13 protein-coding genes are annotated in these 12,157 nt (G+C 72.0%); 10 read left to right on the top strand and 3 right to left on the bottom strand.

What is annotated here, in order from left to right; genetic code table 11:
* Positions 1–29 precede the first annotated feature (29 nt).
* Complete coding sequence (locus BJF80_RS11065; RefSeq protein ID WP_075813656.1) at positions 30–212, top strand: hypothetical protein; 183 nt, start codon at positions 30–32, stop codon at positions 210–212.
* Between the two features lie 7 nt (positions 213–219).
* On the opposite strand, the gene BJF80_RS11070 is transcribed toward BJF80_RS11065, so the two are convergent.
* Entirely contained in the window at positions 220–954 is a 735-nt protein-coding gene (locus tag BJF80_RS11070; RefSeq protein WP_022924698.1) for a flavodoxin family protein, read from the bottom strand.
* A gap of 86 nt (positions 955–1,040) precedes the next feature.
* On the opposite strand from BJF80_RS11070, the gene BJF80_RS11075 reads away from it, so the two are divergent.
* Genes BJF80_RS11075 through BJF80_RS11090 form a run of 4 tightly spaced genes read left to right on the top strand, consistent with a single transcriptional unit; the run spans position 1,041 to position 3,736 of the window.
* A complete protein-coding gene (locus BJF80_RS11075; RefSeq protein WP_075813658.1) occupies positions 1,041–1,721 on the top strand; it encodes a haloacid dehalogenase type II in 681 nt (226 codons plus the stop codon).
* Between the two features lie 58 nt (positions 1,722–1,779).
* Positions 1,780–2,139 carry a hypothetical protein gene (locus BJF80_RS11080; protein ID WP_075813660.1) on the top strand — a complete coding sequence of 120 codons (360 nt, stop codon included), beginning with the start codon at positions 1,780–1,782 and terminating at the stop codon, positions 2,137–2,139.
* Positions 2,136–3,377, top strand: a complete 1,242-nt coding sequence (locus tag BJF80_RS11085; protein ID WP_075813662.1) for a saccharopine dehydrogenase family protein — start codon at positions 2,136–2,138, stop codon at positions 3,375–3,377. The genes BJF80_RS11080 and BJF80_RS11085 overlap by 4 nt, the downstream gene beginning before the upstream one ends.
* The gene (locus BJF80_RS11090; protein ID WP_075813664.1) at positions 3,374–3,736 is read left to right on the top strand and encodes a 2-polyprenylphenol hydroxylase; all 363 of its coding nucleotides are present in this window, start codon (positions 3,374–3,376) and stop codon (positions 3,734–3,736) included. Before BJF80_RS11085 ends, BJF80_RS11090 begins: the two co-directional genes overlap by 4 nt.
* 76 nt (positions 3,737–3,812) lie before the next feature.
* Here the strand turns inward: BJF80_RS11090 and BJF80_RS11095 are convergent, their stop codons facing one another.
* Positions 3,813–5,762 carry a DUF305 domain-containing protein gene (locus tag BJF80_RS11095; protein ID WP_075813666.1) on the bottom strand — a complete coding sequence of 650 codons (1,950 nt, stop codon included), beginning with the start codon at positions 5,760–5,762 and terminating at the stop codon, positions 3,813–3,815.
* Positions 5,763–5,993: 231 nt separating this feature from the next.
* On the opposite strand from BJF80_RS11095, the gene BJF80_RS11100 reads away from it, so the two are divergent.
* The 5 genes from BJF80_RS11100 to BJF80_RS11120 all read left to right on the top strand — a co-directional run bounded on the left by BJF80_RS11100 (position 5,994) and on the right by BJF80_RS11120 (position 10,203).
* A complete protein-coding gene (locus BJF80_RS11100) occupies positions 5,994–7,088 on the top strand; it encodes a tartrate dehydrogenase (RefSeq protein WP_075813668.1) in 1,095 nt (364 codons plus the stop codon).
* A 73-nt stretch (positions 7,089–7,161) separates the two neighbouring features.
* Entirely contained in the window at positions 7,162–7,494 is a 333-nt protein-coding gene (locus tag BJF80_RS21200; protein ID WP_321166392.1) for a hypothetical protein, read from the top strand.
* A 47-nt stretch (positions 7,495–7,541) separates the two neighbouring features.
* Positions 7,542–7,874: a PadR family transcriptional regulator gene (locus BJF80_RS11110; RefSeq protein ID WP_075813670.1), complete on the top strand. Its 333-nt coding sequence runs from the start codon at positions 7,542–7,544 to the stop codon at positions 7,872–7,874.
* A 5-nt stretch (positions 7,875–7,879) separates the two neighbouring features.
* Complete coding sequence (locus BJF80_RS11115) at positions 7,880–8,950, top strand: hypothetical protein (RefSeq protein WP_143554086.1); 1,071 nt, start codon at positions 7,880–7,882, stop codon at positions 8,948–8,950.
* A gap of 554 nt (positions 8,951–9,504) precedes the next feature.
* Positions 9,505–10,203: a hypothetical protein gene (locus BJF80_RS11120; RefSeq protein ID WP_075813675.1), complete on the top strand. Its 699-nt coding sequence runs from the start codon at positions 9,505–9,507 to the stop codon at positions 10,201–10,203.
* Between the two features lie 27 nt (positions 10,204–10,230).
* On the opposite strand, the gene BJF80_RS11125 is transcribed toward BJF80_RS11120, so the two are convergent.
* Entirely contained in the window at positions 10,231–12,129 is a 1,899-nt protein-coding gene (locus tag BJF80_RS11125; RefSeq protein ID WP_075813677.1) for an FAD-binding monooxygenase, read from the bottom strand.
* Between the last annotated feature and the right edge of the window lie 28 nt (positions 12,130–12,157).

The raw sequence follows: 12,157 nt of genomic DNA on the forward strand, positions 1-12,157 counted from the left end.
CCACCGCGGTCGGCCGCGACGACGGCGTCATGGGCGGGGACGTCTCCCTCGTCTCCGGCCGGGAGGTCGTGGTCGAGGCGGACGCGCCCCAGGACGCCTTCCGCGTCAACACCGACGGCGAGGTCGAGCAGGACCGGGTGACGCGGCGCTCCTGGCGGCTGCTCGACCAGGGCTGGACGCTGCGGGTGCCGCAGGAGCCCGCCGGAGGCTGACGGCCGCTCAGCCCTGGCCCGCGACGGGCCGGGGCGCGGCATACCCGAAGAGCTCGCCGTCGCCGAGGGCGTTGCGGTCGTTGCCGTAGGTCGGCAGCCCGCCCGCCTGCCGCAGCAGGTGCGCGGTGTGCATGAGGTTCCAGCTCATGATCGTGGCGTTGCGGCGGGTGAAGTCGTTGTCGAAACCCACCGGGTCCGCGTCCTCGCGCGGGTCGGCGTAGGACGGCCCCGGCCCGATCTCGCCCAGCCACCCGCAGTCCGCCTGCGGCGGGATGACCATCCCCAGGTGCTGCAGCGAGAACAGCAGCGACATTGACGTGTGCTTGACGCCGTCCTCGTTGCCGGTGATGACCGCGCCGCCGACCTTGCCGTAGTAGATCGACTGCCCGGCGTCGTTGAGCAGCCCCGACATGGCGTAGAGCCGCTCGATGACCCGCCGGCACACCGACGACTCCTCGCCGAGCCACAGCGGGGTGCCGAGCACGACGATGTCGGCCGCCTCGACCCGCGGCCACAGGGAGGGCCAGTCGTCGGTGGCAATCCCGTGCTCGCGCATGTCCGGCTGCACCCCCGGTGCGATGTCGTGGCTCACCGCGTGGAGGCGGTCCACGCTCACCCCGGCACCGGACATGAGGTGGTCCACCACGTCGAGCAGCCGGCCGGTGTGTGACTGCTCCTCCTGCGGGCTGAGTGAGCAGTTGACGAGCAGGGCGGTGAGCGAGTCGTAGCGCGGTGCGTCCACGGGGAGCCTCCTGGGCGGGTCGGGGACCCCCAGCGTGGCACGGCGGGCGGTAGCGTGCGGGCGCACCCCTTCCCGACGAGCGAGGTATGCCCGTGGCCCTGCACCGACCCGAGCTGGTCGTCCTGGACGTCAACGAGACGCTGTCGGACCTATCGCCCCTGCGCGACCGCTTCGCCGATCTCGGCGTGCCTCCCGAGGAGGCGGCGACCTGGTTCGCCTCGCTGCTGCGGGACGGCTTCGCGCTCACCGTCACCGGCGACAGCCCGGACTTCGCCGGGATCGGGCGCGAGCTCCTCGGCGGCCTGCTGGCGGGCTCGGTGGACGACGTGCCGGCCGGGGTGGAGCACGTCATGACCGGCTTCGCCGACCTCGGGCTCCACCCGGACGTCGTGCCCGGCCTGCGGGCGCTGCGCGCGGGCGGGCTCCGGGTGGTCACCCTGAGCAACGGCTCGACCGCCGTGGCCGAGGGTCTGCTCGAGCGGGCCGGCGCGCCCGATCTCGTCGAGCGGCTGCTCAGCGTCGAGGACGCCGGGCGCTGGAAGCCGGCGCCCGAGGCATACCGGCACGCGCTGGACATCTGCGGGGTGCCCGCCGACCGCGCCGTCCTCGTCGCCGTGCACCCGTGGGACCTCCACGGGGCGCACCGGGCGGGGCTCGGCACGGCGTGGGTGGCACGGTCCGGCGGACGCTACCCCGGCCACCTCGCCGCGCCGGACCTCACGGTGGAGGATCTGCCCGCCCTGGCCGAGGCCCTCCAGCAGGCCTGAGCCCACCGGGTGCCGGGTGCGGTGGTGGCCCGGTGCGTGGCGGTGACAGACTCGTGGCATGGACGAGCCAGAGGACGAGGGTGTGGAGTATGCCGAGGTCGTCCGCCTGCCCGTGGGACGGCGGCCGGAGACCCGCAGGATGGAGCTGGAGGGGGACGAGGTCACGGTGATCTACCTGCCGTGGCCGCACGAGGTGGACGGGCAGACGCGCCCGGCCGGCCTCTACGTCTCCGGCGACGCCGAGGCTGCCGGGGCAGGTGCGGTCGAGGACGCCTTCCTCCCGGACCACGACGAGCGCGGGCTCGAGGAGACGTGGCGCGACGCCGAGCAGGCGTTGCGACGGCACCGGCGCGCCGAGCCGGACGTCAGCGTGGCGGACGACCCCGATGACGACGCCGTGTCCCAGGACGACCGGTGAGCCGCGACCTCGACATCACGGTCTACGGCGCGACGGGCTTCGTCGGCGAGCTCGTGGCCGAGCACCTGGCGCAGGCCGCTCCGGAGGGCACGGTGATCGCCCTGGCGGGCCGGTCCGAGCCCAGGCTGCGGGCGGTGCGCGACCGGCTCGGCGAGCGGGCGGCGGAGTGGCCGCTCGTCGTCGCGGACTCCTCGGACGGCGACAGCCTCCGCGCCATGGCGCAGCGGTCCAGGGTCGTCGTGAGCACGGTCGGGCCCTACCAGCGGCACGGGCTGCCGCTGGTGCTCGCGTGCGCCGAGGCGGGCACCGACTACGCCGATCTCACCGGCGAGGTCCTCTTCGTCCGTGAGGCGATCGAGCAGGCGCACGAGGTCGCCCGGCGCAGCGGTGCCCGGATCGTCGTCTCCTGCGGCTTCGACTCGGTGCCCTCCGACCTCGGCGTCCACCTGCTCCACCGCGCCGCGCAGGAGGCCGGTGCCGGTGGCCTCACCGACACCACCATGTGGGTGCGGGAGGCCACGGGCGGCTTCAGCGGCGGCACCGTCGACTCGATGCGCGGCCAGCTGCGGCAGATGGCCGACGAGCCTCACCTGCGCCGCGTCGTGGCCGACCCCTTCGCGCTGAGCGGCGGCCGCAGCGGGGCTCCTGGGCAGCGCGACGTCATGCGGCCGTTCGTCGAGCAGGACAGCGGCAGGTGGACGGCGCCCTTCGTCATGGCGTCCTACAACACCCGCGTGGTGCGCCGCTCGGACGCGCTCCGGGACGGCGCCTACGGGCCCGCCTTCCGCTACCGCGAGGTCATCGGCACCGGCCGCGGCTGGCGTGGCGCGGTGCGTGCCCGGCTGGTCGCCGGCGGCCTCGGCGCGCTCGCCGGCTCGATGATGGTGCCCGGTCTGCGCTCCCTGGTCGACCGCGCGCTGCCCTCGCCGGGCGAGGGACCGAGCCGGGAGACCCGCGAAGCCGGCTCCTTCCGCACCGAGACGATCACCACGACGCAGGACGGTCGCCGGTGGGCGGCAACCGTCGCCGCGCAGGGTGACCCGGGGTATGCCGCGACCTCCGTCGAGCTCGGGCAGGCCGCCCTCGTGCTGCTCGCCACCCGCGGCGAGCAGGGGCGGTCCGGCGGCGTTCTCACCCCGGCGGTCGCGCTCGGGGACGACCTCGTGGCGGCGCTGCGCGCGCAGGGGTTCACACTCGAGGTCCGCGAGCTGGGGGACGAGGACCTCCGGGCCGCGTGAGCGACGAGACGACGCCCGGCCACGGCGGGACAGATCCTGTCGACGACGAGCGCTGGTTGGTCGTCGACGGCCGCCGCTGGCGGCGGCAGGACCCTCATCTGCCGGAAGAGGTCGCAGCCGAGCTGCTGTCGCACCTGGGGCGGGGCCGCTCGGCGGTGCGGGCATACCGGCGCCGCGGTGAGGACCCCGCGCCGGCCCGTCGCCGCGTCGACCTGGCCAAGCACGGGCTGGGGGAGCGCGGCACACCGTGGTGGGAGCAGGACGACGAAGCGCGGCGCGCGCGGTGGCAGGAGGCGCTGGACGAGCTGTCCGCGCTGGACCGGGACGGGGCCTCCGGCGAGGACGACGACCGGACCTGACCGTTCGCGGGACGCACGCGACGGCACCCGGCACGCCCGTGGGGACGGGCGCACCGGGTGCCGGCGGTGAGGCGGGTCAGACGGCCTGCCGCAGCTGCTCCATCTCCCAGATCTGCGCCTCCTGGGTGACCAGGAGGTCGGAGGCGAACTGCTGGACGAAGAAGTCCGTGCCCTCGAGGCTCACGTCGACCGCCATGTCCACCGCGCCCTCGTGGTGCGGGATCATCAGGTCGAGGAACATCGCGTCGAACTCGGCCCCGTCAGCGTTGCGCAGCGCGCGCATCTCCTGCCGGGTCGCCATGCCCATCTGCTCGACCATCTCCGGGTCGCCCAGTATCTGGCGGTAGGCCTTCTTCTCGTTGGTGACCGGCAGGTCGTTGCGGGCCTGCCAGCCCTGCATCGCGTCGATCTCCAGACCCTGCTCGACCAGGATCCTCGCCGCCAGCGCCTTGACCTGCGGGTTCTCGGCCCGGCTCGGGGCCATGCGGCTCATGAGGACGGCCTGGTGGTGGTGCGGGGCCATCATGTGCATGAACATCTGGTCCGCCTCGTTGGCCTCGTTGGTCTCGGCGAGGCCGAGCGAGCGGTCCGTGCTGGCGAGGCGCTCGGCACCGGCGGCCGACATCGACGTGGCCGACTCACCCGGCATACCGGGCACGACGACCGGGGCCTCCTCGGTGTCGCCAGCGGCGGTCATCGACGGCAGGCGCCCGCGCTGACGACCCTCGGCGTACTGATACTGCGTCTGCGCGTTGAGCACGTCGAAGGTGACCCGGCGGTCGCCACGCGTGCCGCGGATCCGCAGCACGTCCAGGCCCTGCTCGATGTCGCTGGAGTAGATGTGGCCGTTGTAGTAGTACGCCGACCAGGAGCCACCGACGGTGAGGAACTCGTCGGACAGCGCGCCCCGGTCGAAGTAGCCGACCTCCTCCGGCTCCGAGGAGTTGGTGAAGTCGAAGACCGAGACGCCACCCTGGTACCACGCCTGCACCATCATGTCGCCGCCGTTGATCGGGACGAGCGAGCCGTTGTGGGCCACGCAGTTCTCGTTGTCGGTCTGGTTCCGCGGGATCTTGTAGTAGCTGCGGAAGACCAGCTCGCGCGAGCTGCCGGCCCCGGCGATGTCGAAGATCGCGTTGGCGCCGCGGTTGGGCCCGACCTCCTCGTTGCAGGTGGCCGCGCCACCGCCGCCGAGCTCGTCGGTGAAGACGACCTTGGTGCCGTAGTTGTTGAAGGTGGCCGAGTGCCAGAACGCGAAGTTGGCGTCGCGCACCCGCTCGATGACTCGCGGCTGCACCGGGTCGGAGATGTCCATGAGGATCCCGTTGCCCATGCAGGCGCCGGCCGCGAGCTCACGCTCCGGGGCCACGGTGATGTCGTGGCAGCCGCTCGTGCCGGGGGCACCGCCGCCGGGGAAGAGCACCGGCTCGGCGATGACCGAGGCCGAGCCCGGGTCATCCAGCGGCACGTCGACGATGGAGATGCTGTCGTGCGGGGGCTGGCAGTTGGGGAAGGCGTCGTTGGGGCCGTAGGAGGAGACGTAGAGGTAGGCGCTCTCACCCTCCGGGTCGGGGACATAGGTATGCGTGTGCGAGCCGCACTCGGTCGCGACCGCGCCGACGTAGTCCGGGTTGCGCAGGTTGCTGATATCGAAGATGCGCACGCCCTCCCAGCCCTCGGGGTCGCCGCTGTTGGTGGGCTCGCTGGTGCACGAGGTGCTGGTGCGGGCGTAGTCCACCGAGAAGAACAGCAGCGAGCCGTCGTTGGTGACCGAGATGTCGCCCTGGCCACCGGGGCAGAGCACCTGGCTGACGATCTGCGGGTTCCGCGGGCGCGAGATGTCCCAGATCGTGAAGCCGTCGTAGTTGCCCTGGAAGGCGTAGTCGCCCCAGAAGGCGATGTCGGAGTTGAAGCCGTTGTCCAGCGGCGAGCGCTTGGGCGTGTTGTCGAGCAGCGACATGTTGTCGCTGATGTCGACGTCGTCGGGATCGGCCTGGACCGTCCCCGGCAGCAGCGTGACCGTCATGACCAGCGCGATCAGGGCAGCAGCCCAGCCTCGCAGCAGTCGACGTGTGGAGACCGCGTGACTTCGCATGTGACAAACCCCCGTTGGTTCGACGATGAACGTGGATGCGGTGCTCTCGACGGTAGACCCGGCCTCAGGCGATCACCAGGAACTTGACGGGATCTTGGACAGACCTTGACGGGGCCTTTACCTCCGGGAGTCGATGGAGGGGGTCGCCCCTAGGCTGGTGCCATGAGTCCGACCGTCGAGGAGTCCGCAGAGCAGGTCAGGGTCGCCGTGATCCCCGGCGACGGGATCGGCACGGAGGTGATGGAGCCGACGCTGGAGATCCTGGAGACCGTCGGCGAGCGGCACGGGCTGGACTTCACCTGGCAGCACCACGACTGGAGCTGCGAGCACTACACCCGGACGGGGCGGATGATGCCCGAGGACGGCCTGGACCAGCTGGCCGAGGTCGACCAGATCCTGCTCGGGGCGGTCGGCTTCCCCGGGGTGCCGGACCACGTCTCGCTCTGGGGCCTGCTCATCCCGATCAGGCGCGCCTTCAAGCAGTACATCAACCTGCGGCCGGTGCGGCTCATGCCCGGGATCGAGTGCCCGTTGCGGCTGCCGGAGGGCGCCGACATCGACTTCCTCGTCGTCCGAGAGAACAACGAGGGGGAGTACTCCGAGGTCGGCGGGCGCATGTATCGCGGCACCCCTGACGAGGTGGCCGTCCAGGAGTCGGTCTTCACCCGGCGCGGCGTCGAGCGGGCCGCCCGGTATGCCCTGCAGCTCGCCGCGGACCGGTCCGGCTCGCTGGCCTCGGCGACTAAGTCCAACGGGATCGTGCACACGATGCCGTTCTGGGACGAGGTGGTCCACGCCTGCGCCGAGGACTTCCCGGGCGTGGAGGTGCGGGACTACCACATCGACGCGCTCTCGGCGCTCTTCGTGCTCGACCCCGGCCGCTTCGACGTCGTCGTCGCCTCCAACCTCTTCGGCGACATCCTCACCGACCTCGGCGCCGCGATCATCGGCAGCATCGGCATCGCACCGTCGGCCAACCTCAACCCCGAGGGCGAGCACCCCTCGATGTTCGAGCCGGTGCACGGGTCGGCCCCGGACATCGCCGGTCAGGGGATCGCCAACCCGCTCGGGCAGATCTGGGCGGCGTCGATGATGCTCGACCACCTGGGCCACCCGCAGGCGGCGGCCGAGGTCGTGGCCGCGGTGGAGGCCAGCCTGGCCGTGGGCATACGCACGCCCGACCTCGGGGGTTCGGCGACCACGACCGAGGTGGCGGACGCCGTGCGCGACCAGCTGCGTGGCGGGACGGGCGCGTGAGGATCCTCGAGGTGCGCGAGCGCACCTTCCCGATCAGCAGCCCGATCCGCAAGCGGTCGTCGACTTCTCGCAGATGACGCTGAGCCTGACCGCCGTGGTCACCGACCAGGTGCGCGACGGTCGGCCGGTCGTGGGCTTCGGCTTCAACAGCAACGGCCGTTACGGCCAGGGCTCCCTCATGCGGGAGCGCCTCATCCCCCACGGCGGGCACCAGATGTCCCTCAACATCGCGGCGGGCCTCGGGCTCGGGGGCGACGAGTCCTACCCCGACCTGTTCCAGCCCTTCGGTGGCTTCCCCGACAGCGTCACCGTGGACGAGGGCTACATCACTATGCCCGAGCTGTGCGGCATCGGCTTCGAGGGCAAGGCCGACCTGGCGCAGGTGTGCGCGGAGCTGGCCTGCTGACAGGGCGGTTCTTGCTTCGTATCTAAGTACGTGCTGTACTTAGATACATGAACGACGAGCCCAGGTGGCCGGCCCCGTGGGTCCGGGCTGCGCTGGAGCTGGCGATCCTGGGCAGTCTGGCCCCCGGCCCCGTCCATGGATATGCCGTGGCCCAAGTCCTGCAGGAGCGGGGCTTCGGGCGGTTGCGCGGGGGCTCTCTCTACCCGGCGCTCGCCCGGCTCCAGGAGTCCGGGGCGATCGAGGCGACGTGGGTAGAGGGTGCGGCCGGGCCGGGCCGGAAGGACTACCGCCTGACCGTCGAGGGTCGGGTGCGGCTCGACGAGGGGCTCGCCGCCTGGCGTGAGCTCACGGACACCCTGGACACGGACGACGAGAGGTGAGGGTGATGGAGGAGCGAGACGGGTCGGCGACGGCCTCGACCTCGGACGTCCTGCAGGCATACCGGGATGCCCGGGCGCAGGCGGAGGACGAGACGTGGGCCTCGAGGGTCCTGGCGCTGTCGGTCACCCAGGGCGTGCGCCTGGACGTGCTGGAGCGCGAGCTCTGGGGCGCGCTGGAGCTGGTTTGCGAGAGCGGTGAGCCGGCCGAAGACCTCTACGGCCCGGCGCAGGAGTGGGCCCAGGACCGCATCGAGGAACGGGTGGCACGAGGTCAGCGGGTGGTGGACTCCGTCGCGGACACGGAATGGCGGGACGTGCCTGTCGTGGGATCGGTCGTGGCCGGGATCCTCAGCCTGCTCATCCTCGCCGTCTGGTGGGCGCGAGACGGGCTGACCACGGACTACACGGCCGGTCTGCTCCTCCTGCCGGTGGCGAGCGGGTTCGGGATCATCCTGGCCCTCGCCACCTGGGAGCGGGTGCTGCGACGGCACTCCTGGACGATCGCGGTCACGATCGGGCTGGTGCTCGCCGCCGTCGGCGTGGGGCTGCTCACCTGGCTCGTCTGGGGCACCAGGGGTGAGGTGGTCGCCACCGGGAGCGTCTTCTGGCTCGCGGCCCTGTCGGCTGCACACTTCGGCGTCGCAGCGCTCCTCGAGCGGGTCCTGCAGAGCCAGGATCGACGCCCCCGCCGCAGGCCCGCCCGCGTAAGCGATGACGAGGAGTGGGAGCGGGACCTTGCCGGGGCACTCCGGTCCCGGCTGGACCTGCGCGAGGCCCAGGTCCGCGACATCGTCCGGGAGGCCAGGGCGCATACGGTGGAGTCCGGTCGCTCGCTGGAGGAGGACTTCGGTGCTGCGGACGGCTACGCCGCGAGCTTCCCGAGGGACCGGAGGGCGGCGGCTCGTCGGATCGCCTGGGCGCGATCCGCCATGGTCCTCGTGGCCGCCTTCCTCGCCTTCGGCGGTCTGCTCGACCGGCTCGCCTGGGCCGAGGTGTCCTGGGTAGGGCTCACTGTGCTCGTCCTCGCCGGGGGCCTGGCGACGTCCGCCTGGCGTCGCTACCTCGCCGAGGGTTGAGTGCCCGGCGGCCCGCTGCTGGACTCGCGCACCGTCAGTCGCCACGGAACCTCGGGGTGGCGCCGGCGCCGCGGCGGAGCCGTGGATGCGGTCGATGAGCAGGTCGCGCACGGAGCCGGTCAGGGCCTCCAGGTCGTGGGAGACCGTGGCGAGGGACGGGTTGTGGAAGCGGCCCTTCGCGATGTACTGGGCGACGAAGGGGATCGACCGGAACAGGCCCGTCATCGACGCCTCGGACTACAGCCACCGGGTGCCGACGACGGACCTCTGGGACAGCCACGACGACACGCAGGACCCCGAGCGGTTCGGTCCCAGGACGCGACCCAGGACGCGGGCGAGTCGTGGGGGTATGGCGACCGGGTGCGCGACGAGGAGGAGTTCTACTCCCGCGCCGAGGGGCTCACCCGCGTGCTCGACGGCGAGCGCATCCGGCGCATCTTCAGCGGGCCGGCGGCCTACGAGGAGTGAGCGGCCGACCGTCGAAGGCCCGCCCCGGCAGGCCCTTCACGGTCGGGCGAGCCTGAGCGGGCGCACGTCCGCCTAGAGTTGCGCGTATGGGGTCGGTCGAGCGGGGCACGCACGCAGCGGACCGGGTCGCCGACGTCCTGCGCGTCGTGCTGGCCCTCTGCGGCATCGTCGTGGTGACCGGGATCGCTGCTGTCGTCGGGTTCGTCGTGGGCGTCTTCCTTGATCTCGGTGAGGCCAGCGACGCCGCCGAGCGTCAGCGAGCCGAGACCCAGGCGGCGCTCGAGGTGCTGCCTGGGGTGGTCGAGGGCGACGCGAGGACGACCAGCCTGGGCAAGGGATGGGACCATGACGCGAGGGCGACGCTCGCCCCAGACCTGGGAGACGCCGAGCGGGGCGAGCTCAGCGCGGGGCTGGGGGAGGTGCCCTTCGGCGGGTCGGTGGACCTGACCATCGAGGATCATCGGTCGGAGCTGACCGGGCGCGTTGCCCCCACCCCGGAGGTCGTGGACTGGTGGTATGCCCTCGCCATGGAGCTGGAGCAGGGCGAGGGCACCGGTTGGGTCCGGTGCGTCGCGGACTGGGAGGAACTGACCTGCCAGGTGGACTACTCCACCGAGGAGGACGTGGCGACGGCGGTGTCAGGCGTGGGGACGGGTCAGCTGGAGCAGTGGACGGCGGCCCGGTCCGACAGCGGCGTCGAGCCGGAGATCGCGATCGTCATCGGTCTCGGCAGCGATCGGGTGCGGCTGCGCTCGCTGGAGGAGCTGCGCGCCTTCTGCTGCTGAGACGTCGTCGGGCGCTGCTGACGGGCGTCAGCCCTGCTCGAGCATCAGCCCGTCGAAGTAGGCCGCGAGCTCGTCGTGCGCGGTGAGCGGGAGGATCGCCGAGACGTACTGGTCGGGGCGGACCACGACGACGACCCCGTCACGGGACAGCGAGCGCTCCTCGAAGATGTCGACGTCGGTCCACGCGCTCGGCGCGGCGGCGAAGACCTTCTCCCAGTCCATGAGCCCCAGCGACCCGCTGCGCGGCCGGAAGACCTCGGGGACTCGCGTGATGTCGACGTCCTCGTAGGGCTGCTGGTAGACCACCTTGACGTCGAAGACGGCGTCGGCGTCGTCCCCGGCCGGGGTGTACCGGCTCATCGGTGACGCGGGGGAGCAGGCCCACTCCGCCCACTCGGCGAGCGCCGAGGGCTCACCCGCAGCCGGGGCGTCGGCGAAGGCATACACCCGCCAGCGGCCGTCGGCCCGCGCGTGGTGACCGAGGTGGACGGCGTTGCCGTCGCAGACCCGCACGACCTCGACGGATTTGAAGCGCTTGCCCAGCGGGAAGCCCTCGGCAAGGCCCTGGTGCTCGCCGTCCGCGACCAGGTCGGAGGCGGCGTACTGCGTCATGAAGCCGGAGGGGAACTCGGCGGTGCCGAGGTAGAACGTCGCGAGCTCGGAGGGGTCGGTGATGTCCTCCGGCTTGCGGGCCATGAGCGAGGACCACTCGCGGTCGAAGTCGATGAGCTGCTGGGCGACCGGCTGCCGCTCCGCCGAGTAGGTCGTCAGCAGCGACGCGGGGCTGAGCCCGGTGAGCACGTGGCCGAGCTTCCACCCGAGGTTGAAGCCGTCCTGCATCGAGACGTTCATGCCCTGGCCAGCCTTGGCGCTGTGCGTGTGGCAGGCGTCGCCGGTGAGGAAGACCCGCGGGGTCCGGCTGTCCTCCTCGCCCTCCGGCACGTCGTCGAACTTGTCCGTCACGCGGTGGCCGACCTCGTAGACGCTGTGCCAGGCGACCTCCTGCACGTCGAGGGAGTAGGGGTGCAGGATCTCGTTGGCCCGGGCGATGATCTCCTCGACCGGGGTCCTGCGGATGCTGCGGTCGGCGTCCTCAGGCGACTCGCCGAGGTCGATGTACATCCGCGACAGGTAGCCACCCTCGCGCGGGATGTGCAGGATGTTGCCGGCCTCGGCGTTGATCGCGCACTTGGTCCGCCAGTCCGGGAAGTCGGTGTTGACCAGCACGTCCATGACGCCCCACGCGTGCCGCGCCAACTCCCCGACGTGCCGGCGGCCGATCGCCTCGCGCACCCCGCTGCGCGCGCCGTCGCAGCCCACGACATACCTCGCCCGGACCGTGCGCTCCTCACCCTCCCGGTCGCCGGCGACATGGCGGAGCCGTACCTCGACGGGGTGCTCGCCCTCGTCGTGGACGGTGAGCCCGACGAACTCGACACCGTAGTCCGGCACGATCCGGCCGGGGCCACGGGCGGCGGCCTCGGCGAAGTAGTCGAGCACGCGCGCCTGGTTGACGATGAGGTGCGGGAACTCGCTGATCTTGAAGGCGTAGTCCTCGGTCCGGGCGGTGCGGACGATGTTCTCTGGGTGCTCGGGGTCGGGTCCCCAGAAGTTCATGTAGGCGATGTTGTAGGCCTCGGCGGTGATCCGTTCGGCGAAGCCGAAGGCCTGGAAGGTCTCCACGCTGCGCGGCTGGATGCCGTCCGCCTGGCCCAGCGGCAGGCGGCCCTCCCGCCGCTCGATGATCCGAGTCGATACCTGAGGGAACTGCGAGAGCTGCGCCGCCAGCAGCATGCCCGCCGGTCCGGAGCCCACGAGCAGCACGTCGGTCTCGTCCGGCAGGTCCGCGGGGCGGTCCACCCCGGTGCCAGCGGCCTCCTGCACGCGCGGATCGCCCGAGACGTAGCCGTGGTGGTGGAACTGCATAGGTGGTGACTCCTTCGTCGACCGGAGG

Source organism: Serinicoccus sp. CUA-874, from assembly GCF_001942225.1.
GTDB classification, from domain to species: domain Bacteria; phylum Actinomycetota; class Actinomycetes; order Actinomycetales; family Dermatophilaceae; genus Ornithinicoccus; species Ornithinicoccus marinus.

What these genes read in the sequence shown, in the direction of transcription:
- BJF80_RS11120 (WP_075813675.1), top strand. Translation starts at nt 9,505, where the DNA reads ATGGGGTCGGTCGAGCGGGGCACGCACGCAGCGGACCGGGTCGCCGAC.
- BJF80_RS11110 (WP_075813670.1), top strand. Translation starts at nt 7,542, where the DNA reads ATGAACGACGAGCCCAGGTGGCCGGCCCCGTGGGTCCGGGCTGCGCTG.
- BJF80_RS21200 (WP_321166392.1), top strand. Translation starts at nt 7,162, where the DNA reads ATGACGCTGAGCCTGACCGCCGTGGTCACCGACCAGGTGCGCGACGGT.
- BJF80_RS11115 (WP_143554086.1), top strand. Translation starts at nt 7,880, where the DNA reads ATGGAGGAGCGAGACGGGTCGGCGACGGCCTCGACCTCGGACGTCCTG.
- BJF80_RS11065 (WP_075813656.1), top strand. Translation starts at nt 30, where the DNA reads ATGGGCGGGGACGTCTCCCTCGTCTCCGGCCGGGAGGTCGTGGTCGAG.
- BJF80_RS11080 (WP_075813660.1), top strand. Translation starts at nt 1,780, where the DNA reads ATGGACGAGCCAGAGGACGAGGGTGTGGAGTATGCCGAGGTCGTCCGC.
- BJF80_RS11095 (WP_075813666.1), bottom strand. Translation starts at nt 5,762, where the DNA reads ATGACGGTCACGCTGCTGCCGGGGACGGTCCAGGCCGATCCCGACGAC.
- BJF80_RS11125 (WP_075813677.1), bottom strand. Translation starts at nt 12,129, where the DNA reads ATGCAGTTCCACCACCACGGCTACGTCTCGGGCGATCCGCGCGTGCAG.
- BJF80_RS11100 (WP_075813668.1), top strand. Translation starts at nt 5,994, where the DNA reads ATGAGTCCGACCGTCGAGGAGTCCGCAGAGCAGGTCAGGGTCGCCGTG.
- BJF80_RS11075 (WP_075813658.1), top strand. Translation starts at nt 1,041, where the DNA reads ATGCCCGTGGCCCTGCACCGACCCGAGCTGGTCGTCCTGGACGTCAAC.